The 17536-nt window shown below is 70.6% G+C and carries 24 protein-coding genes; 9 read left to right on the forward strand and 15 right to left on the reverse strand.

What is annotated here, in order from left to right:
* Positions 1–194: 194 nt before the first annotated feature.
* Complete coding sequence (locus tag ACZ6SQ_RS30585) at positions 195–491, forward strand: hypothetical protein (RefSeq protein WP_469567750.1); 297 nt, start codon at positions 195–197, stop codon at positions 489–491.
* On the forward strand, positions 488–754 hold the full coding sequence (locus tag ACZ6SQ_RS30590) for a hypothetical protein (RefSeq protein WP_469567753.1): 267 nt from the start codon (positions 488–490) through the stop codon (positions 752–754). The genes ACZ6SQ_RS30585 and ACZ6SQ_RS30590 overlap by 4 nt, the downstream gene beginning before the upstream one ends.
* A gap of 41 nt (positions 755–795) precedes the next feature.
* Here ACZ6SQ_RS30590 and ACZ6SQ_RS30595 read toward each other — a convergent pair whose 3' ends face one another.
* The 13 genes from ACZ6SQ_RS30595 to ACZ6SQ_RS30655 all read right to left on the reverse strand — a co-directional run bounded on the left by ACZ6SQ_RS30595 (position 796) and on the right by ACZ6SQ_RS30655 (position 10581).
* The gene (locus ACZ6SQ_RS30595) at positions 796–2022 is read right to left on the reverse strand and encodes a tyrosine-type recombinase/integrase (protein WP_469567756.1); all 1227 of its coding nucleotides are present in this window, start codon (positions 2020–2022) and stop codon (positions 796–798) included.
* Positions 2023–2035: 13 nt separating this feature from the next.
* Positions 2036–2269 (reverse strand): helix-turn-helix domain-containing protein, encoded by a 234-nt coding sequence (locus ACZ6SQ_RS30600; RefSeq protein ID WP_469567759.1) that lies wholly within the window; start codon positions 2267–2269, stop codon positions 2036–2038.
* A gap of 199 nt (positions 2270–2468) precedes the next feature.
* Complete coding sequence (locus ACZ6SQ_RS30605) at positions 2469–3614, reverse strand: DUF3631 domain-containing protein (RefSeq protein ID WP_469567762.1); 1146 nt, start codon at positions 3612–3614, stop codon at positions 2469–2471.
* Complete coding sequence (locus ACZ6SQ_RS30610; RefSeq protein ID WP_469567765.1) at positions 3611–4030, reverse strand: hypothetical protein; 420 nt, start codon at positions 4028–4030, stop codon at positions 3611–3613. Before ACZ6SQ_RS30610 ends, ACZ6SQ_RS30605 begins: the two co-directional genes overlap by 4 nt.
* On the reverse strand, positions 4027–4932 hold the full coding sequence (locus ACZ6SQ_RS30615; protein ID WP_469567768.1) for a bifunctional DNA primase/polymerase: 906 nt from the start codon (positions 4930–4932) through the stop codon (positions 4027–4029). The genes ACZ6SQ_RS30610 and ACZ6SQ_RS30615 overlap by 4 nt, the downstream gene beginning before the upstream one ends.
* Positions 4933–5019: 87 nt before the next feature.
* Positions 5020–5484, reverse strand: coding sequence for a hypothetical protein (locus tag ACZ6SQ_RS30620; RefSeq protein WP_469567772.1), 465 nt, complete (start codon positions 5482–5484; stop codon positions 5020–5022).
* A 204-nt stretch (positions 5485–5688) separates the two neighbouring features.
* On the reverse strand, positions 5689–7815 hold the full coding sequence (locus ACZ6SQ_RS30625) for an ATP-binding protein (RefSeq protein WP_469567775.1): 2127 nt from the start codon (positions 7813–7815) through the stop codon (positions 5689–5691).
* A gap of 126 nt (positions 7816–7941) precedes the next feature.
* Positions 7942–8250: a hypothetical protein gene (locus tag ACZ6SQ_RS30630; RefSeq protein ID WP_469567778.1), complete on the reverse strand. Its 309-nt coding sequence runs from the start codon at positions 8248–8250 to the stop codon at positions 7942–7944.
* 2 nt (positions 8251–8252) lie between these two features.
* Positions 8253–8570 (reverse strand): hypothetical protein, encoded by a 318-nt coding sequence (locus tag ACZ6SQ_RS30635; protein ID WP_469567781.1) that lies wholly within the window; start codon positions 8568–8570, stop codon positions 8253–8255.
* 28 nt (positions 8571–8598) lie between these two features.
* Entirely contained in the window at positions 8599–8970 is a 372-nt protein-coding gene (locus ACZ6SQ_RS30640) for an RRQRL motif-containing zinc-binding protein (RefSeq protein WP_469567784.1), read from the reverse strand.
* Positions 8970–9863: a DUF2637 domain-containing protein gene (locus tag ACZ6SQ_RS30645; RefSeq protein WP_469567787.1), complete on the reverse strand. Its 894-nt coding sequence runs from the start codon at positions 9861–9863 to the stop codon at positions 8970–8972. Before ACZ6SQ_RS30645 ends, ACZ6SQ_RS30640 begins: the two co-directional genes overlap by 1 nt.
* The gene (locus ACZ6SQ_RS30650; RefSeq protein WP_469567790.1) at positions 9860–10315 is read right to left on the reverse strand and encodes a Pycsar system effector family protein; all 456 of its coding nucleotides are present in this window, start codon (positions 10313–10315) and stop codon (positions 9860–9862) included. Before ACZ6SQ_RS30650 ends, ACZ6SQ_RS30645 begins: the two co-directional genes overlap by 4 nt.
* Positions 10312–10581 (reverse strand): DUF6284 family protein, encoded by a 270-nt coding sequence (locus ACZ6SQ_RS30655; protein ID WP_469567793.1) that lies wholly within the window; start codon positions 10579–10581, stop codon positions 10312–10314. The genes ACZ6SQ_RS30650 and ACZ6SQ_RS30655 overlap by 4 nt, the downstream gene beginning before the upstream one ends.
* A 470-nt stretch (positions 10582–11051) precedes the next feature.
* On the opposite strand from ACZ6SQ_RS30655, the gene ACZ6SQ_RS30660 reads away from it, so the two are divergent.
* On the forward strand, positions 11052–11810 hold the full coding sequence (locus tag ACZ6SQ_RS30660; RefSeq protein WP_469567795.1) for a GntR family transcriptional regulator: 759 nt from the start codon (positions 11052–11054) through the stop codon (positions 11808–11810).
* The gene (locus ACZ6SQ_RS30665) at positions 11807–12508 is read left to right on the forward strand and encodes a P-loop nucleotide/nucleoside kinase family protein (RefSeq protein ID WP_469567799.1); all 702 of its coding nucleotides are present in this window, start codon (positions 11807–11809) and stop codon (positions 12506–12508) included. Before ACZ6SQ_RS30660 ends, ACZ6SQ_RS30665 begins: the two co-directional genes overlap by 4 nt.
* Positions 12509–12822: 314 nt before the next feature.
* Here ACZ6SQ_RS30665 and ACZ6SQ_RS30670 read toward each other — a convergent pair whose 3' ends face one another.
* Positions 12823–13161: an MmcQ/YjbR family DNA-binding protein gene (locus ACZ6SQ_RS30670; protein WP_469567802.1), complete on the reverse strand. Its 339-nt coding sequence runs from the start codon at positions 13159–13161 to the stop codon at positions 12823–12825.
* 370 nt (positions 13162–13531) lie between these two features.
* Between ACZ6SQ_RS30670 and ACZ6SQ_RS30675 the strand changes: the two genes are divergently transcribed.
* The 5 genes from ACZ6SQ_RS30675 to ACZ6SQ_RS30695 all read left to right on the forward strand — a co-directional run bounded on the left by ACZ6SQ_RS30675 (position 13532) and on the right by ACZ6SQ_RS30695 (position 17163).
* On the forward strand, positions 13532–13711 hold the full coding sequence (locus tag ACZ6SQ_RS30675; protein ID WP_386385128.1) for a hypothetical protein: 180 nt from the start codon (positions 13532–13534) through the stop codon (positions 13709–13711).
* A complete protein-coding gene (locus ACZ6SQ_RS30680; RefSeq protein WP_389323961.1) occupies positions 13708–14001 on the forward strand; it encodes a Dabb family protein in 294 nt (97 codons plus the stop codon). Before ACZ6SQ_RS30675 ends, ACZ6SQ_RS30680 begins: the two co-directional genes overlap by 4 nt.
* Before the next feature lie 130 nt (positions 14002–14131).
* Positions 14132–14995: an RNA polymerase sigma factor SigF gene (locus ACZ6SQ_RS30685; protein WP_469567806.1), complete on the forward strand. Its 864-nt coding sequence runs from the start codon at positions 14132–14134 to the stop codon at positions 14993–14995.
* A 401-nt stretch (positions 14996–15396) separates the two neighbouring features.
* On the forward strand, positions 15397–16308 hold the full coding sequence (locus ACZ6SQ_RS30690; RefSeq protein WP_386385134.1) for an RNA polymerase sigma factor SigF: 912 nt from the start codon (positions 15397–15399) through the stop codon (positions 16306–16308).
* Positions 16309–16872: 564 nt separating this feature from the next.
* Positions 16873–17163, forward strand: a complete 291-nt coding sequence (locus tag ACZ6SQ_RS30695; protein WP_469567810.1) for a hypothetical protein — start codon at positions 16873–16875, stop codon at positions 17161–17163.
* A gap of 38 nt (positions 17164–17201) precedes the next feature.
* Here the strand turns inward: ACZ6SQ_RS30695 and ACZ6SQ_RS30700 are convergent, their stop codons facing one another.
* Complete coding sequence (locus ACZ6SQ_RS30700) at positions 17202–17396, reverse strand: hypothetical protein (protein ID WP_386385138.1); 195 nt, start codon at positions 17394–17396, stop codon at positions 17202–17204.
* Positions 17397–17536 lie beyond the last annotated feature (140 nt).

Below are 17536 nucleotides of genomic sequence, written 5' to 3' on the forward strand. Positions count from 1 at the left end.
AAGAGGGGGGAGAAAAACCCACCGCGGCCCCCCCCCCCCCCCCCCCCCCCCGAAGGCCGCCCCCCCCCCCCCCCCCCCCCCCCCCCCCCTTCAGCTTCCGTCTCACTTACCGTCTCAGTTGGTCCGCATGCACCCCCTCCCTCTGCCGGACACAATGGGACGTAAGGGAGGTGGTGGACATGGACACTGGTTGGATGTTGACCGTCGTCCTGGGTGGGGCGGTCGTCGTTCTCATCGCTTCCAGCGCAGCTCTCCGAAGCCTGCTGCACGCCATCTTTCGGCGACCCCGCTCCAAATCCGTGATTGTCAAGGTCAACGGCAAGTTCAGGGTGGCAAGCGGCTCCACCACTGAGGAACTTCAGAAAAGCCTGAAGCACTTGTACGCCAAGGCCTTTGAACGAGGGGCCGACCAGAGCAGCAATCCTGGCACCCGCGACGGCAGCGCCCCTTCTGATCGCGATTCCGCACGCCAAGGGGGGCGGGTCGAATGAGTAAGGACCTCGCTCCCGCTGAGAACGAAGCCACCCAGCACCCGATCCCTGCGGGTCAGACTCTCCTGACGGCCAACTTCAAGCTTGTCTTCATCTGCGTGACTGTCATAACGCTGGTGACGCTAGCCGCAAGCGTCTACATCGGTCTTTTCGTTACGAATCCGACCGATGCCGGGAAGTCCGCTATGGAGACGTGTTCGACCCTGGCAAAACTGGGGTTTGGCGCCATGGTGGGGCTGCTCGGCGGCAAAGCGGTGCAGTAGCGCCTTAACCAGCAACCGTTACTGCGCCCAGCGACATTCACCTACTCCTCCCAGATGAGCCCGTCGAGCCGACGAGCAACATCGCTGCGGACGGAGTCGACCATGTGCTGGTACCGCGCGGCCATGGCCGTGGTGGACCAGCCCATGAGCCCCATGACGGCCCGCTCGGAGACTCCGAGGATCAGCAGGACCGTAGCGGCGGTGTGGCGGGCGTCGTGCAGTCGGCCGTCTCGGACCTTGGCGTCGTCAAGCAGTTCCTTCCAGTCGTCGTAGTCCGTCCGGGGGGATGTGCCCCGACCGGTCGCGGTCGCGAAGAGCCACCCTTCGTCCGTCCAGTCGGCGCCAGCCGCCCCGCGCTCCGCTTGCTGCGTGGCCTGGTGGGTGCGCAGCAGGTCTACGAGCTGAGAGGGAAGCCCGATGGCCCGCCGTCCTGCGCGGGACTTGGTGTCGGCCGTCTCCGGGTTGGTCCGCTGACGCTGCGGGCAGTACCCAGCTTTCCTCGCGCAGGGGTCCGCGCAACCGTGGGCGTAGCGCGGCCGACGGCGGCTCCGCCGGACCATGAGTACGCCCCGGTCAAGGTCGACGTCCGCCCATTTGAGGCCCAGCGCCTCGCCCTGTCGGAGTCCGAGGGCGAGCGCCACGGCCCACCGGGCGGAGTTCCGGCGGTCGTCGGCCGCCCGCAAGAGCCGTTGGACCTCTTCGACCGTGTAGGGCTCGATCTCCTCTTCGCTCACGCGGGGCGCCTTGGCGAGTTGGACGGGGTTTCGGGCGAGGTGGCCACGCCGGACCGCTTCGTTCAGGGCGGTGCGGAACGTGCGGTGAATCTGGTGGATCGTCCCCGCCTTACGCCCCTCGGCCACCATGTGTCCGTAGAAGGCTTCGATGTACTCCGGCTTGAGCTTGTCCAGCCGGTGAGCGCCGAGGGCGGGGACCAGGTGCTTCCGCACGGCGACGCCGTACCCGACCATCGTGTTCTCGTTCACGGCGAGCGGGGCGATGTTCTCGACCCAGTGGGTCAGCCACGTCTTGACGGTCCAGGGGCGGCCCGCCTTTCGGATGGTCTTCGCGTCGCGCTCCCGTTCCAACTCGCGGACCGCAGCGGTTACCTCGGCGCGGGTCTTCCGTTCGACGTGCCGACGGTCCGGCTTGCCGTCGTCACGGATGCCGACCGTCACGCGGCCGTGCCACTTCCCGTCCGCCCCCTGATAGATGGACGAACGGCCGTTCGGCTGACGAGTGCGCTTCTTGTCGCTCTTGTCTTCTGTCATGCGTGCGGACTCCTCATGCGGCGGCGAGGGTGCGGGTGGGGTGTTGCCGCTTACGGCAGCGGGATACGAACTCCGGCACGGCATCGGCGGGAACCCTGCGGAGATGGCCGACGGTGATGGACTCCAGCTCTCCGGTGCGGATGAGCCGGTAGCAAACGGTTCGACCGATCTGGAGACGGCGGGCGGCCTCTTCGACGGTCAGCAGCACGAGGGTGGGGTCGATGGCAGCGGCGAGGGCCGTGTCCATGCGGGTGATGCTCCTTCGTCTCGGGGATTTCGGAGCGGGGCCCTCCAAGGCCCCCTTCTGGGGGCCGCTACTTCCGCTACTGCCGCTACCTCGCAGGTCAGGGGCCTGTTCGGGGTAGCGGGAGGGGGTAGCGGTAGCGGATGGGTAGCGGGCCGGGAGCGGCAACCGAGACCGGTTGCCGCTACCGCATCACTGCTGGTCAGGCCAGGTTTTCGCTGCCGGGTAGCGGAGGTAGCGGACTTTCCGAGGGTGGAGGGCAGTAGCGGCCCCACGCGTCCCGGAGATCGGCGGCGTAGTAGCCCTTGAGGACGCTCCCGGCGGCCTTGATGTTGCGGGAGGCGATCGGCTCGTTGTCGGCCGTCATGTACTCGGCGAGCATCTTCGACAGGCGCCGGTTGTCGAGCGGCTTGCCGTGCAGGTCGGCCCACGGGGCGTCGTCCAGGGCGTTGAGCCGGTCCAGGATGGCGACCGTGGGAAGCCGGTCGATTCCGACCATGACGTGGTCGCGCAGGTCGGTCAGCAGCCGTACGCCGAGACTGCCTTTGTCGTTGGCCTTGGAGGCGGTGACCAGTGCCGTGCAGGCTGCGCGGGCGCGGTCGGGCCAGTCGCCGCCGGCGGCGTCCGCGATGGCGATCAGGGGTTCCCAGACGTCTGCCGGCCGGTCGGTGACCCCGTCGGGCATGTCCGGCCAGGCTCCCATGACGGACGCGCGTGCCTGCTCGGCCCATGTGGCGAGCCGGTCACGGAGTTTGTGTCCCTCGGCTTCGTGGATGCGGGCGCGGAAGGGTTCCACCGTCTCGTTGCGGGCCCGGCGGCGCATGCGGATGATGACGGCCCGGCTCATGATCGTGTCCGGGAGTGAGCCGAGTCCGGCGACGGCGACGGCGCAGTACGAGGGGAACGCCTGTACGGTCTGCTGTCCGCCGTCCCCGATGCACCGGTAGGTGACCCCGGTGCGGCGGTGGCCGGCGTTGAGGAAGCCGCGCAGTTCCTCGTTGTCCCCCGCCTTCGGGCCGAAGACCGTGTCGATCTCGTCGAAGAGGATGGTGGGCTTGCTGTTGCCTGCCGAGACCGAGCGGAACAGGGCGGCGGCGGACGCGTTGACGGCGGTCATGGGCTGCGGCACGAGCGTTTCCACGATCTCCAGGGCCCGTGTCTTCCCGGACCCCGGTTCGGGGGACAGGAAGGCGATGCGGGGGGTGGAGTCGAAGCAGTCGAGCAGATGGGCGTGCGCATCCCACAGTGCGACGGCGACATAGGCGGCTTCGTGGGGGAAGACGTTGAAGCGTCGGTGAAAGGCTTCGACCTCGTCGAGCAGCGCGGCCCCGTCGGTGGTGGGGGTCATGCGGCGTTCCTCCGTTCGGTGTGCTCTGCGGGGGTGCCGGTGCAGGAGTGCTTGTGAGCGGCGTAGTCGTCGACGAGTGCGGTCACGGCTTGCGGTCCGCGAGCCGTGCCGGTCTGGCCGCAGGGGCAGGCGTAGGCGGCGGTGGGGGTGTCGCTGTGGCGTTTGGACCAGCGGGCGCCGTCGTTGTGGTCGCGGTAGACCGGCGGGGCGTAGATGTGGATGCCGGGCCGCTCGGGCGTCGGAGCGCCGTCGCGACGGAACCGGTTCGGGCGAAGGGCAGTTGGGACGCCCTTGCGGGCGGCGACCTTCGGTTCGCCCCCGGCCGGCCGTGGTGCGCGCTGTCCGGCGGGGTGCGGGTGGTCGCGGGTGGAGGTGGCGCTCTTCAGGCGGGGGTGGGAGGGGTCGGGGTCGTTCATGCCGCCCGCCTGCTGCGCTGGTTGTGGCTGATGGACCAGTCCAGGGCGCTACGCAGGGTCGAGCGGCACTCGGACACGGACAGTCCGGCCGCCTCCCCCGCCTCCTGAAGAGCCTGCTCGACCACGTGCCGGGGGAGGTCGCCCCACGCGACGAAGCGCCCCAGTGCGCGGGCGGCCCGGAACAACGTGGCTTCCCGCGCCCCGTGTTGGGCCTGGGCCACGTTTCGCGACTCGTTGGCGAGCGCTACATCTGCATACGAGCGGGATTGCCCCGTACTGGCCTTAGATGGGGCCCGAGAGGGCCTGGGGGCGGGTTGCAGGATGCTTTGGAGCCACGGGGGCAGTGGGGCCGCCTGACGGCCGCACAGCGGCTCGTACGGTCCGGCGGGGGTGATACTCCCGGCGGCGACGACGTAGCCGCCCCACGCACGGGTGTCGACGGCGTCGGCGAGGGCCCCGGCGGTGTTGCCGAGGCGCAGTCCGGGCGGTGCGGTGAAGTACAGGTGGGTTCCACCGCTCGGTGTCCGCACCCGGTAGGTCGCGGGGACGGCGTGCCCGGCGCGCTCGCACAGCGCTGCGAAGTTGGCCGCGCCGTCAGGCGCGTCCGAACCGCCGTTGTGTTCTGGGCTGTCCAGGTCGACGACGACCAGCCCGGACGGTCCGGTGGCGATACCGACGTTGAACGGGGCCCGCGACCAGGCGGCGCGGATGACGTCGGGGTCGGTGGTGGCGCGCTGCTCCCACTTGCGGTGTCCCCTCGCGCATCCGCCGGTCCGGGTGCAGGTGCGTTCGCCGTGCAGGGCGGGCCGCTTGGCGCCGGGGCGCAGCGGGACCACGAGCCAGCCGCGTTCTGCGGCGTCCAGCGCCGCGCGCAACAGCGCGGACCGGAAGGTATGGGTCATGCTGGGTGTCTCCAGTTCCTTGAAGGTGCTGGCTGGACAAGGGCGGCCCCGGGTTCTTGGCGGAATGGGGGGTCGCCCTTGGCGTAGCTAGCCGTGGAAGTGGTTGCGCTTGATGACGGCCTTGCGGATGTGCACGGTGGTCCCGTGCTTGCGGCCCTTGGCGCCGAGAACCTGCATGGCGGTGAAGCCGCCGAAGACGACGGCGGCGAGGATGACGAGCTGGGTGATGAGCGCGGTCAGTGCGGTGATGAACGTGGTGAGCATCAGCAGGCCGCCGGACACGGCGAGGAAGCCGATGCCGCCGAGGGCGACGTTCACCGCCGTGCGGGAGACGGCCGGCTTGGCGGCGACCGGTTCGGGCTGCATCGGGCTGACGGCGTAGCCGGTGATCACCCTCCCGTCGGGCAGGACCACGCTCGCCACCGCCGGCGCGGCGTGCGGTTGGACCGGAACGAGCGGCGCCGCGTAAGGCACGGCGGGGTTGATCGGGGTGGGGCGGTGGACTTCCGGGGCCCGTAAGGCGGGGGCGTGGATGGAGTGTTCGGGGTACATGCGGAATCCCTTCTGGGCATGGTTCAGGGAGGCAGTGGCACCCCCTTGCTGGGGTGCTGTGGAGGGGGTTTCAGGGGTGCTGACCAGCACGCCTCCCTGACTCCCTGAGCGGTCATTCGCACAGGTCAGGTGCAGGGAGGCGGGTCAGGGAGGGGTTCAGGGAGTTCTCCCTGCCTCCCTGGCCCGGGAGGTGCCGCCTCCCTGCTATGCGGGGGCGGAAGCGGAACCGTCGGTGTCGCGGTCGGCGAGGGCGCGGGCGACGCGGTCGCGGCTGATCGTCATCTTGCCGTCGGACTTGTACGGCTCGGCCCCGGTGCCGTCGAGAACGCGGGTGAGGTTGAGGAACGACCAGCCGCCGTAGGCGTCCGCGCTGAGCGCGGCGAGCCGGGCGAGGACGTCGATGGTCCGTACCCGGGGCGCCTCGCCCATGACCGTGAAGATGTCGGCGAGCGCATCGCGCTCCGCGCCCCGCTCGGCGACGTGCAGCGTGGTGACGCCGTCGCGCAGGGCCTTGGCCCGCTCCGCGATCTCGTGTGCGTCGTCGGTGCTGATGTAGTGGGTCCGGACCGTGATGGAAGCTTGTCCGGCGGGAATCGCGATGCCGTCGGAGGCGACGACGAGGGTGCCCTTGTCCAGACCCGGGCGCAGCAGGTTGGGTGCGGCGCCGCCGTCGACGGCCTTGTCCCCCAGCGCCATACGGGCCTGCGACTCGGTGCCCAGCGCGAGCGAGGCACGCGTGTGGGCACCCTCGCGGACCAGCTTGGGAAGGTTCTCGTTGGTGGGGTCCTGGGTGCCCTGCCACATCAGGACGTTGACCGCACGCCCCTGGTTGTGGACCTTGCGGACGGCGTTGTAGTAGCGGGAGGTGGCCTTGGAGCCGCCGTAGGGCCGCTTGTCGTCGCCCTTGACCGGGCACATGAACGCCACCTGCGCTTCGTCGACGATGACGACGAGCAGCGGGAAGCCGGTGCCGGGCGGGGCCATCAGGCGGCGGTTCATCTCCTCCACCGCGTCCTCCACCATCTCCGTGACCTGGATGACGTGGTCGTCGGTGGGGCCCTGGATGAGCCGGGCGGCGATCCCGTCGAACATGGCCCAGTCGCCCACGCCCTTGAGATCACCCATCCAGAACTCCACCGACCGGTCCAGCGTCAGCCACAGCGCGAGCGCCCGCAGCGCGGCCGTCTTGCCCTGGTTCGACAGGCCCGTGATCAGCAGATGCCGCTGATACAGGGACAGGGCGGCGGCGTCCCCGCGCAGGTCCTGCCCCCACGGGGCCTTGCCCTTGGCGTAGTCGGCGGTCAGCGTGGTGTCGGTGACCAGCGGGGACGGTCCGATCGGCTCGTCCAGCGCGCCCGAGTCGGCGATCCACAGCCGGACCGTGCGGGCCGCCTCGGGGATCGTGATGAACACCTCGTGCTCGTGCCGGGTGAGGTTCTCGGCGAGCTTGCGGCGCCTCTGCTGCACCTCGTTCGTCGACACCCCGGAGGGCAGGGTGACGTCGACCTCCACGCCGCATCCGGCGATCCGGATCGGTCCCAGCATGGACGCGCCGGCGTCGCCCATCTCCTTGATGGCATTGCGCAGTGCGGGCACGCCGAGGTCGCGCAGGGCCTTGACCACGATCGACGGAGTGATGACTTCCCCCTCGCTGTTGCGGATGTTGGCGGGCAGGGCCCAGTCCGGGGCGGCGTGCTGCCTGCGGCCGACGGTCCACAGGGCGAGCAGGGCGAGGAACGGGCCGACCGAGACGGCCGGTCCCCACACCACCTGCACGATGGTGACGAGCAGGGCGATGAACTCGATCACCGCCGCGATGGGGGTGATGACGTCGGTGACGTCCTTGTTGGCGATGGCCAGCACCACGCCGAGGGCGATGAGCGATCCGATGCCCATGCCCGTTCCGACGACCAGCCCCTTGGCCGCTTCCACGGGTGAGTGCAGGAGGTCCATGCGGCGGCGGTGGCGTGCGTCGCGGAAGCGCTGACCGCGCTCCTCCCACTCCTGCGCCACCTCCAGGTTCCCCGCGGCTTCGGCGGCCCGGAGCATGCGTTCGTAGCGGGCGGTCGTGCGGGCGTCCCAGGTGCGCCGGGCCACGATCCGCGCCCCGCCCACGGCGTAGAGGCCGTGCCGGGCGACGGTGACCACGGTCGTGCGGGTGGTCTCGTGCGTGACGATGCGCCGCACCGCCCGCCCGGAGCGCACCCACAGCGGCAACGCCGGTGCCGGAAGCGTCGGAACGGGCGGTGCCGGGTCGGTGACGAGGGTGAGGGCGGGGCGGGGGTCGGCGGGGTCGGTGTGCTTGTGCAGGGGAACGACGGCGTCGCTCATGGCGGGAAGCGCTCCAGACTGCCCCGTCGGGGCGGAAGTCGAGCAGGAAGAAGGAAGAGGGAGGGATGCCGGGACGGCCGGCGGATGTGCGGAAGAGTGCGGCCGTCCCGACGGTGTGGGGGCCGATCAGCGGCCGTTGCGTGCGCGGTTCTCGGCGCGGCTGAGCTGGGACGGCCGGGTGCGCGGGCCGTCGGCCCAGCAGAACGGGCGGGTGCCGTCGGCGGCCCGGAACACGCGGATCGCAGCGCCGGGCGGAGCGTCCGGCAGCGGGTACACGCGGCCCTGTTCGAGGGAGGCGAGCAGGCGGGCGGCGTGGTGCTCGCAGCCGTCCGCACCCGCACCCTGCCGGTCCAGCACCGTCACGACAACGTCCCCGACGCACGGGGTGGGGTCTTCCGGGTGCGCGGCCGGACAGCGGCCGGGCGTGGTCGGCATGCTCACCACCAGCCGGAGGACTTCTTGGCGGCCCTGGCGGCGGCGGCCTCGTTGACGATGCGCTGGCGTTCGGTGTGCAGGGCGGTCAGTTCGGCGGTCAGCCGGATCACCGCGCTCTCGGCGACGGCGTCCAGGTTGCGTTCGGCGCGGCCGGTGCTGTTGCCGCGCACGACGTTGTAGCCGCCGCCCGCCAGCGCCCGCATGACCTTGCGGCGCTCCGGGCCGGTCAGGGCCCACGTCTCGCCCTTGCGGACGGCTTCCAGCTTGCGTTCGGTCAGCTTGATCTCACGGTCCAGACGGCGGGTGTCGGGCTTGCCCATGGTTCGGCTGCTCCTTCGGGAGTCCGGTTCAGGCGGTGTCGGGAAAGGCGCAGGCCACGCACGCGCCGAGCGACAGCGGGATGACGTATCCGGCGTCGGTGCGGCAGGCCGGGCAGGTGCGCCGGGCGCGCATCGCGCACTCCAGCGCCCGGCGCCTCGCGGGGGTCATCGGCCGGACCGGCTTGGCGGCATCGAGCCGGTAGAGGTAGGCGACCAGCGGCCCGCGCCGACGGCGGGGCCGCAGGACCTGAGCGGCGACCGGCTGACCGCCGGGCCGCAGGCCGACCGCCCGGAGCTGCCGGCGGGTGGCGTAGCCGGGCGGGGCGAGTTTCCAGGGGTAGGTGGGGATGCCGTGGCGGGTGCCGTCCGGGTCGAAGCACTCGGCGAGCGTCCGTCCCATCACGCCACCGCCTCAGCCTCGCGTTCGGCGAGCAGGGTGTCGCGCAGCATCCGCGCGTTCGCCGGCGACGTGCGCACCGCCCGGCGGATGCCCTCGGCGGTGACCTGGGCGTCCGGCCAGTCGACGGCCGCCGCACGCGCTTCCGTGAGCAGATCGGCCGCCGTGCGCCTCGGTCGACCCGATCGGGCCGATTCGGGAACACGGCCGGTCGCCCGGCGCGGCCGGGTCGACTCGGCCGCCACCGCCCGGCGCTCGATCGAGGGGACGGGTGCCGGTTCGATCGAGGGGACCGGCTTGACGGGGAGGGCCGACTTCAGGAAGCCGACGGCGACCGGTCGGGGCAGTACGGTCGGGTTCGGCGTGATCGGCGGCGGGGTCGATACCGCGAGGTCAGAGGTAGACCGATTGCTCACGCTCTCGGTCGATTCCTCCGCATTCGCGACAGCGGCCGGAATCGGGACGGGGCGGTGGTGCAGCACCTTGGCGACCAGGTCGGACCCGAAGTAGATTGAGCCGACCGGAAGCGACGTGGCGAGCAGCACCAGCACCCAGTTCGCCGGGTCCCACTCGGCGAGCCGTCCCCAGTCGACCGAGCGGCCGTGCAACTCGGGCACGAGACCGTGGACGTAGTTGAGGACGAGTGAGGCGATCGTGTAGGCGCCCAGCACCCGCAGCGCGAACACCCGGTCGGGTCCGGCCAGCACGAGCGTGGCGACCAGCGCGAGCGCCATCAGACCGTCGACGACGAACGGGTACAGCATCGCGGCCGTCGCGTCCGCGCCGACCGCGCCCGCGATGTCCCGCAGCGCGTTCCACGACACCCGGAACGCCATCGCCACCACCGCGACCAGCGCCAGCACCAGGGCCGCACGCCCCTTGCGCCGCAGACTCATCCGGCACCCCCCACGGCGGCGAGCAGCACCGCGACGACCAGCAGCGCCCCGCCGACATAGGTGAGGTCGATGGCGCGGCGCAGGCTCGTGAACTTAGCGACGGCCACGCGGGACAGCCCCGCGATGCTCGCGGCGAGGTCCCGCGTCGCGGCGGCGGTGGTGATCTCCTCGGCGGTGAGCGTCGCCCACAGCGGGAAACCGTGCCGGCCGCCCAGGTTCGGGCGCACCGACCGCAGCAGCAGACCGACGACCATCACCAGCAGCGCCAAGCCCAGACCGCCGACGACGTACGCGGCGAGGTTCATCGGCAGGTCCCGCATGAACGTCCACACACCCGCGAGCACCGCGCCCACGAACGCCAGCAACAGCCCCGTCTTCGTGTCCGTCCGCGCGATCTCCGCCTTGACCTCCGCGTGCTGCGCGGCAAGGTTGCGTTCGGTCGGCGTACTCATGCCGCACCGCCCGGCACCGTCACGACGGCGGCGCGGTTGGCGAGCGCGGCCCGCTCGGCGAGCACCCGGCGCCACGCACGGCGCAGGCGGCACGCGTCCAGCTCGCTCGGCGCGCGGTCCAGGGTCTTGATCTGCGCGTCCAGCAGGACGACGTCCGCGACGATCGCGGGCATCTCCTCCTCGATCGCGTCCAGCTCGGCGTCCGTCGGCTCGATCCAGTCGGCGAACGCCGTAACAGCGTCCTGAACAGTGACGATGTGACTCATGGGTCGTGTTCTCCCTGCAAGGTGGCAACGGCCCGAACCGCGCCCCGGAGCTGCAACTCCGGGGCGCTTGCCGTTGAAGTCGGAACATCCGGCTCCCCTCAGCGCTGCTCGTACGCGACGAGCAGCGGAGGCAACCGGCCCGCAGCGCTGAGCTGCGGAAAAGGTCGGATTGCGCTGTACCTCACGCGAGCGTTCCGCGTGGCCGCCTACTTGGCCGAGGAGAGGCGGCGTGATCCCCATTCAGTTGTCAAAGAACGAACGCTGCCTTCGTACTCACCCCTGCGGGCTTTCCTCCGGGCGTTGACGTCGCCTCCCAACGCACGCCGGTCGAGCACGGCATGCGGAGATCAGCGGCCCCGGGGTCAGTTGCCTGACCCGCTGGGCACATACCTAGGGTTCCCTAGGGTTCCCTGCGGTGTCAAGCGGTAGGCTAGGGAACCTGGGGCACTCAGACTTAGGGAGCTGACGAGATGGCTGGTCAGGTCGACAATCGGGCGCCGTACGCGCGGATTGCCGCCCACTACGCGGAGCAGATCACCTCCGGCGAACTAGCGCCGGGAACGCTTCTGCCGAGCATCAAGAACCTCGCCGAGGAGTGGAGCGTGAGCACCGCGACGGCCGAGAAGGCGTTGCGCAAGCTCCGCAGCGAGGGTCTGGTTCGAGGGATTCACGGCATTGGAACAGAAGTCCTTGACCGGCCAGCCCCCATGTCTTCTGGTTCTCAGCGCCAGGACCGGGGTCGTCGCACCGGGTCAAGCTGGGGGCAGGGCGAGCGGTCCGACTCGCACCAAGCCGCTGTCGTCCCCGCCCCTGCCGAAGTGGCCGAAGCCTTGGACATCAAGCCTGGCTCGGACGTGATCCGTCGCAGCCGGGTCTACCGGGACCGGCACGGCATCGTGGCGCACAGCACGTCATGGATTCCCGCCCGGTACGGGAAGCTGATTCCCCAACTGGCGATGAGCGAGCGTCTGACCGGAGGCACCTCGCTCCAGCTCATCTCCGGGGCGACGGGCAGCCCGATCAGCCATCGTGTCGATTCCGCGTCAGCGCGCCTGCTGACGGCGGAAGACGCACGGCTCCTGGAACTGGACCCCAGCAACCCGCCGACCGAACCCGTAGTCGTGATGACAGCCAAGTTCGTCGACAGTGACGGTAGCGTCGTCGAGTACGGCGTCGACCTGGGCGGCCCCGGTCGCACATGGCGGACTGAATCGGAGGTCTCCCAGTGACGGTCATAGACGACACGCTCTTGAGCGTGCTCGAAGACCGTTTGGGCAGGCTGTTCGCGGCTCGTAGTGCTGGCACAATCACGCCCGAAGCCGAAGAGGAGATGGCGGTCATATCCCAGACCGTGACGAGAGCGATGCCCTCACGCCCGCCGTTCTGCGTTCTGATGGCCGGGCTTCCCGGCTCCGGCAAGACCACACTCTCCCGCGTCCTCACCGATCGCGGATTCGTGCGCCTGTGCCCCGACGAAGAGATGTACCGCCGTCATGGTGTGTACGGGGTGGACTTCCCGCGAGGCACCTTCCCCGCCCTTGAGCGACCTGTACTAGAGGAGACTGCGGCGGAGCTACGGGAGCGGCTTCTAGCCGGGCGCGACGTCGTAATTGACCACGGCTTCTGGACCCCCGCCGACCGGGCCCACTGGCGAGCGATCGCGACAGGCGCCGGCGCCACCCCACTGCTCGTTTATCTCGCGGCAAGCCATGACGAACTCTGGTCGCGAATCAGCAAGCGGAACGACGACCACGCGCATGATCCGAACTCGATCTACTTCTCCGAGAGTGATCTTCAGCGCTACCGCACTCGGTTCTTCCCGCCCGAGTCGGACGAACCCCATGTCACCTACAAGGGCGATCCTGCGGCCGTGCTCGCGGCACTGGACTTGGCCGCGCACAGCGACGAGTCGGCGAGCAAGGCTTGATGCGCCGGTCAAGGCAGGCGCCGTCCGTCTCAGTTTCCGTCTCATTCACCCCCGTGCATCCCCGTTCACGGCGGGTCACGGCGCGGGTAGGTGTACGGGAATGAACAGGGACGGACAGCCCTGGATCACGCTTTGACCAGCGCGAACAGACCTCGAAAGCGAGTGTGGCGCAAGTCACCGAGGGTTCAAATCCCTCCGCTACCGCTTCGCAGAAGGGCCCCGTCGGAAGACGGGGCCCTTCTCGTGTGTACGGGGTTGTTCAAAGGGTGCCGGGGTGCCGTCGGTGCGGCGGAGGCGGGTTCGGGTCCCGGGGTTCAGTCCAGGTGGGCGCGGGCCACCGAGGCGGGGACGCACATGCGCCACGCGTCGGTGACCAGTCCGGCCAGTTCGCCCTCGCCGAGCGCGGCGACGCGGACCTCGACCCAGTTGTAGCGCAGGTCCGAGGCCCGGGGCAGGAGGAACTTCTCCGGTTCCGAGGCGACCAGGGCCGCGCGCTCCTCCTTGGGGAAGGCGAAGCCGAGGACGGTCTCGTCGCGGGAGAACGCCAGGTAGACGATCCGCCCGACGCGGAACTTCACCCGGTCGTGGATCAGATGCTCCTCGGTGCGCGGCAGCGCGAGCGCGAGGCGCCGTACGTCGTCGACGGTGACCATGGCGGCCACCGTACGCCGCGGGCCGGGCGGGCGAGGGTGCGCGCGAGACCCGGGAGACCCGCCACGAGGACGGGGGAGGCGGTCCCGGGGGAGACCGCCCCCTCCGACGGAGGCCGGCCCTCGAGCGCACGCCGGTCGACGGGGGAGTGTCCCGGCGCGCACCCCGCAGTGAGGGCCCTTCCCGCACCCCGCCGGGCCGTCGCCGGTCCTCCGGGGCACAGCCCCCATCCTGTGCCGCGCGACGGGCTCCGGGCGTGTGACGAAAGGCCCTGGGCCATGGGCCGTTGGTCCTTAAATAGGCCGTGAAGTTACACTCACCGCCGGCGAACAGGGGTTCGTGGGCCAGTGGCAGGCGACAGGGGAGGCCGCGGTGGCGGTGAATGCGAAGAAGATCGCCGTCTATGTACTCGTGGTCTTCGTCCTGTATCTGATCATCACGGACCCGGCCAAGGCGGCCGACTACGTGCAGATAGGGTTCGAGGGCATATCGGAGGCCGCCAAGGCCATCGGCGACTTCATGACCTGGGTCGCCAACGGAGGTGACTCATGATCCGCCACCTGGTGCTGTTCAAGCTGAACGAGGGCGTCGACCGCGACGACCCGCGCGTGGCCGAGGGCGAGAAGGCCTTCCGCGCGCTGGAGGGCGAGATCGCCGAGATCCGCCACTGGGAGCTCGGCTGGAACCTCAGCGACCGCCCGATCGCCCACGACTTCGCGATCAACTCCGCCTTCGAGGACGCCGAGGCCCTCGGCCGGTACGTCGAGCACCCCGCGCACCAGGCGGGCGTGGCCCTGTGGCGGGAGTTCGCCACGTGGGTGATCGCCGACTACGAGTTCTGACCTCAGCCACTCCGGCCCCGCACCGCGACGGTGCGGGGCCGTTGTGCGTCTTATGCCCAAACTCACCCCCAACACGGAGTTTTGCGGTGCTTGCACACAGTGGGCCTGTCTTGTGATGCTATGACCGCTTTTGACGGATGAGTTGACCGATGAAGAGGTGGCGTTGACCGTGTCGGCCAGTACTGCGCCACCCCAGGAAGAGGCTCCCGCTCCGGCCACTCCGCAGCGCAGCCGGGGCGCGGACACCAGGGCGCTGACACAGGTGCTCTTCGCGCAGCTCAAGGACCTCCAGCCGGGTACGCCGGAGCACGACCGGGTGCGCGGGGCTCTCATCGAGGCCAATCTCCCGCTCGTGCGCTACGCCGCCGCCCGCTTCCGCTCCCGCAACGAGCCGATGGAGGACGTGGTCCAGGTCGGCACCATCGGCCTCATCAACGCCATCGACCGCTTCGACCCCGAGCGGGGCGTGCAGTTCCCGACCTTCGCGATGCCGACCGTCGTCGGCGAGATCAAGCGCTACTTCCGCGACAACGTCCGCACCGTCCACGTCCCGCGTCGGCTGCACGAGCTGTGGGTGCAGGTCAACAGCGCGACGGAGGACCTGACGACGGCCTTCGGGCGCACCCCGACCACCGCCGAGATCGCCGGGCGGCTGCGCATCACCGAGGACGAGGTGCTGTCCTGCATCGAGGCCGGCCGCTCCTACCACGCGACCTCCCTCGAAGCCGCCCAGGAGGGCGACGGCCTGCCCGGACTGCTGGACCGGCTCGGCTACGAGGACCCCGCCCTGGACGGCGTCGAGCACCGCGACATGGTGCGCCATCTGCTGGTGCAGCTCCCCGAGCGGGAGCAGCGCATCCTGCTGCTGCGCTACTACAGCAACCTCACGCAGTCCCAGATCAGCGCCGAGCTCGGCGTCTCCCAGATGCACGTCTCCCGGCTGCTCGCGCGCAGCTTCCAGCGTCTGCGGATGGCCAACCGCATCGAGGCGTAGGCCTTCCGGGCCCTCGCAGGGGCTGCCCGTGCCGTACGGGGCCGCCCGTGCCGTACGGGACTGCCGGTGCCGTACGGACCGCCCGTCCCGACTCCGGCTCTCGCGGCCCTCTGGAACGTGTGCCTCGCGCGCCTAGAACGTCCGGACGATCTTTCACCTGAGCGAGCGAATCGCCCACCTGCGCGGTTGTTTCAAAAATCTCGCTGAAGAACCGTCACACCCCCTGCATGCAGGGCTGATTCGCATCTCGGATGTCGACATGTCTCTACAGCGTGTTGCCGACATGTGACATTCTTCCTGAAGCGCGTTTGCCGTGGCTCCGGCTCCGGTATTCAGGTGAAGGCTGAGCTCCTCGACGCGAGGAGCACGGCCGCGACCGTCCGCGACCCAAAGGGGGTGGCATGTCCGCAGATCAGGGCAGCTCGAAGGTGCTCACGCTCACGAAGAGCGAGTCCGCGCCCGACGCCGCGTTCGACGATGCCGCGGCCCTGGTGGCCGCGCCGGCCCAGGACCTCCAGGCCGCCGCGGTCCCGGCACCGCCGGCCTCGGGGGACATCGACACCCGCACCCTCTCCCGCTCCCTCTTCCTGCGGCTCGCCGCCCTCGACGAGGACAGCCCCGAACGCGCGTACGTCCGGGACACCTTGATCGAGCTGAACCTCCCGCTCGTGCGCTACGCCGCCGCGCGCTTCCGCTCGCGCAACGAGCCGATGGAGGACATCGTCCAGGTCGGCACCATCGGGCTGATCAAGGCGATCGACCGGTTCGACTGCGAACGGGGCGTGGAGTTCCCGACGTTCGCGATGCCGACGGTCGTGGGCGAGATCAAGCGCTTCTTCCGCGACACCTCCTGGTCGGTCCGCGTCCCGCGCCGCCTCCAGGAGCTGCGCCTGGCCCTCACCAAGGCCAGCGACGAGCTGTCCCAGAAGCTGGACCGCTCGCCCACGGTCGCCGAACTCGCCGCCGTACTGGGCGTGTCGGAGGAGGACGTCGTCGACGGCCTCGCGGTCGGCAACGCGTACACCGCCTCCTCCCTGGACTCACCGGCCCCCGAGGACGACGGCGGCGAGGGCTCGCTGGCCGACCGCCTCGGCTACGAGGACACGGCCCTGGAGGGCGTGGAGTACCGCGAGTCGCTCAAGCCGCTGCTGGCCAAGCTGCCGCCCCGCGAGCGGCGGATCATCATGCTGCGCTTCTTCGCCAACATGACCCAGTCCCAGATCGGCGAGGAGGTCGGCATCTCCCAGATGCACGTCTCCCGGCTGCTGACACGCACGCTGGCCCAGCTGCGCGAGGGCCTCATCTCGGACTGAGCCGGGCGGGAGTGCCGCACGAGGCTTCATATCTGATGGAGCGTCAGTCATCATGGCGCGATGCTTCGAGCGACCTCTGCCCCTGCGACAACCGGCCGTCGGCGCGCCCTGCTGGGCGCCTCGGCGGCCGTCGTCTGTGCGGGCGGCCTGGCGCTGGCCGCGTGCGGCGGGAGTGGCGGCGGCGGTGGCTATACGGCCGTGGGGGCACCGGTTCCGCGGGCGGCTACGGCTCCGGCCGGGGACGTGACGCTGGTTCCGCTGGACGAGGGCGGGGCCGGGGACGTTGATCGGCCGGCCGGGGCGGGGCCGGGTGTCGCCGTGCCTGGTGCCGGGGGCCGGGGGAACTCGGGTGTTCGTGACGGGAGTTCAGGGGCGGCCGCTTCCGGGGTCGGGTCCGGCGGTCCGGCCCTGCCGTCGCGTGGGGGCTCTGCGGGTGGTGAGGCGGGGTCCGGGACTACCCGGCCGTCCGGGGCGCCGAGCCCTACCGGGCCGTCCGGACCCTCCGGGCCGGTCACGCCCGGGCCTTCCGCACCTGGCACTCCGACCGGGCCCGCCGTTCTGAGCGTGGGCGAGCCCGAGCGGGAGGCGGTGGCCGAGCGCTGGTGCGAGAAGGTGACGCTGGAGCTGCGCAACACCGGGGGCAGCGCGGTGCGTTCGGGCACGGTGACCTTCGGTACGCACATCATCGGCGCGCTCGGCGTCGACTGGGGCACGGTCGAGTCGGCCGAGGCGCTGCCGGTGCCGATCGCGCCCGGGGCGCGCGAGGAGCGCGCCTGGACGGTGTGCGTCGATGCGTGGCGGGTGCCGCTCGGTATGCATGTCGAGACGCGGGACGTCTCGGTGGAGTGGAGCTGACCGCCGCCGCGGGGGCTTTGGCCGGGGGCGGCGGGCGGCTACTTCAGGGCGAGCCAGGCGACCGCGGCGACGACCGCGATCGCGACCACGACGCCGAGGATGAGGCCGACGCGCGGGCCGGAGGAGGCCTGCTGCCGGGCTCCGCCCTGGGGGGCCTCGTCGACGAACGCGCGGAACATCTGGGTGCTGCCTGCGGGGTCGTGGTTGCCCTGCGGGTTCTGGGTGTTGGCCATGGGGCGGGAGCCTAGCGGAGCGCTGCGCCGGGCCCAAGCGGGGGGTTGGGGGGGCTTGGGTTCGGTTCTGGGTGCGGGGTTGTGGGGGCTGGTCGCGCCCGCGCGGCGGAGCCGCATGTCGACACAGCCCCGCGCCCCTT

It is taken from the genome of Streptomyces sp. NPDC048600 (assembly GCF_055587025.1).

What these genes read in the sequence shown, in the direction of transcription:
- ACZ6SQ_RS30585 (WP_469567750.1), top strand. Translation starts at nt 195, where the DNA reads ATGTTGACCGTCGTCCTGGGTGGGGCGGTCGTCGTTCTCATCGCTTCC.
- ACZ6SQ_RS30590 (WP_469567753.1), top strand. Translation starts at nt 488, where the DNA reads ATGAGTAAGGACCTCGCTCCCGCTGAGAACGAAGCCACCCAGCACCCG.
- ACZ6SQ_RS30595 (WP_469567756.1), bottom strand. Translation starts at nt 2,022, where the DNA reads ATGACAGAAGACAAGAGCGACAAGAAGCGCACTCGTCAGCCGAACGGC.
- ACZ6SQ_RS30600 (WP_469567759.1), bottom strand. Translation starts at nt 2,269, where the DNA reads ATGGACACGGCCCTCGCCGCTGCCATCGACCCCACCCTCGTGCTGCTG.
- ACZ6SQ_RS30605 (WP_469567762.1), bottom strand. Translation starts at nt 3,614, where the DNA reads ATGACCCCCACCACCGACGGGGCCGCGCTGCTCGACGAGGTCGAAGCC.
- ACZ6SQ_RS30610 (WP_469567765.1), bottom strand. Translation starts at nt 4,030, where the DNA reads ATGAACGACCCCGACCCCTCCCACCCCCGCCTGAAGAGCGCCACCTCC.
- ACZ6SQ_RS30615 (WP_469567768.1), bottom strand. Translation starts at nt 4,932, where the DNA reads ATGACCCATACCTTCCGGTCCGCGCTGTTGCGCGCGGCGCTGGACGCC.
- ACZ6SQ_RS30620 (WP_469567772.1), bottom strand. Translation starts at nt 5,484, where the DNA reads ATGTACCCCGAACACTCCATCCACGCCCCCGCCTTACGGGCCCCGGAA.
- ACZ6SQ_RS30625 (WP_469567775.1), bottom strand. Translation starts at nt 7,815, where the DNA reads ATGAGCGACGCCGTCGTTCCCCTGCACAAGCACACCGACCCCGCCGAC.
- ACZ6SQ_RS30630 (WP_469567778.1), bottom strand. Translation starts at nt 8,250, where the DNA reads ATGCCGACCACGCCCGGCCGCTGTCCGGCCGCGCACCCGGAAGACCCC.
- ACZ6SQ_RS30635 (WP_469567781.1), bottom strand. Translation starts at nt 8,570, where the DNA reads ATGGGCAAGCCCGACACCCGCCGTCTGGACCGTGAGATCAAGCTGACC.
- ACZ6SQ_RS30640 (WP_469567784.1), bottom strand. Translation starts at nt 8,970, where the DNA reads ATGGGACGGACGCTCGCCGAGTGCTTCGACCCGGACGGCACCCGCCAC.
- ACZ6SQ_RS30645 (WP_469567787.1), bottom strand. Translation starts at nt 9,863, where the DNA reads ATGAGTCTGCGGCGCAAGGGGCGTGCGGCCCTGGTGCTGGCGCTGGTC.
- ACZ6SQ_RS30650 (WP_469567790.1), bottom strand. Translation starts at nt 10,315, where the DNA reads ATGAGTACGCCGACCGAACGCAACCTTGCCGCGCAGCACGCGGAGGTC.
- ACZ6SQ_RS30655 (WP_469567793.1), bottom strand. Translation starts at nt 10,581, where the DNA reads ATGAGTCACATCGTCACTGTTCAGGACGCTGTTACGGCGTTCGCCGAC.
- ACZ6SQ_RS30660 (WP_469567795.1), top strand. Translation starts at nt 11,052, where the DNA reads ATGGCTGGTCAGGTCGACAATCGGGCGCCGTACGCGCGGATTGCCGCC.
- ACZ6SQ_RS30670 (WP_469567802.1), bottom strand. Translation starts at nt 13,161, where the DNA reads ATGGTCACCGTCGACGACGTACGGCGCCTCGCGCTCGCGCTGCCGCGC.
- ACZ6SQ_RS30680 (WP_389323961.1), top strand. Translation starts at nt 13,708, where the DNA reads ATGATCCGCCACCTGGTGCTGTTCAAGCTGAACGAGGGCGTCGACCGC.
- ACZ6SQ_RS30690 (WP_386385134.1), top strand. Translation starts at nt 15,397, where the DNA reads ATGTCCGCAGATCAGGGCAGCTCGAAGGTGCTCACGCTCACGAAGAGC.
- ACZ6SQ_RS30700 (WP_386385138.1), bottom strand. Translation starts at nt 17,396, where the DNA reads ATGGCCAACACCCAGAACCCGCAGGGCAACCACGACCCCGCAGGCAGC.